General features: G+C 63.1%; 1 protein-coding gene. It reads right to left on the bottom strand.

From position 1 onward, the window contains the following. Nucleotides 1-255: DUF2017 family protein (locus QP415_RS11640; RefSeq protein WP_285100185.1), on the bottom strand; the 255-nt coding region annotated here is incomplete at its 3' end. Nucleotides 256-282: the final 27 nt, after the last annotated feature.

Raw genomic sequence — 282 nt, 5'->3', positions numbered from 1 at the left:
CAGGGCGCGCAGGCGGCCAGCGTCTTCGTCATCCTCACTCATCGAGGGCAGCAGCATACGCAGGGTACGTTCGTGGGGTTCGTCTCGTCGCTGTTCGGTCTCGGTGGCGGCGTTCACCATGGACGAGGTCGCGGCGTACTCACCGGGATCATCCAAGACGACGAGAACCTCCGTCGCCAACTGACGCAGGAGGAGCGCCTCGTCGTCGCTCATCGACGAGGCGTAGACACCGTCTCGAAGAGCGAAGCCTTCCATATCTTCAGTCCCGGTCCTCTTCGATGG

Origin of the sequence: Pauljensenia sp. UMB3104 (assembly GCF_030217285.1) — a bacterium.
Classification (GTDB): domain Bacteria; phylum Actinomycetota; class Actinomycetes; order Actinomycetales; family Actinomycetaceae; genus Pauljensenia.
Note: the sequence above shows the minus strand (reverse complement) of the source record. Positions and strands in the feature narration are given on the sequence as shown.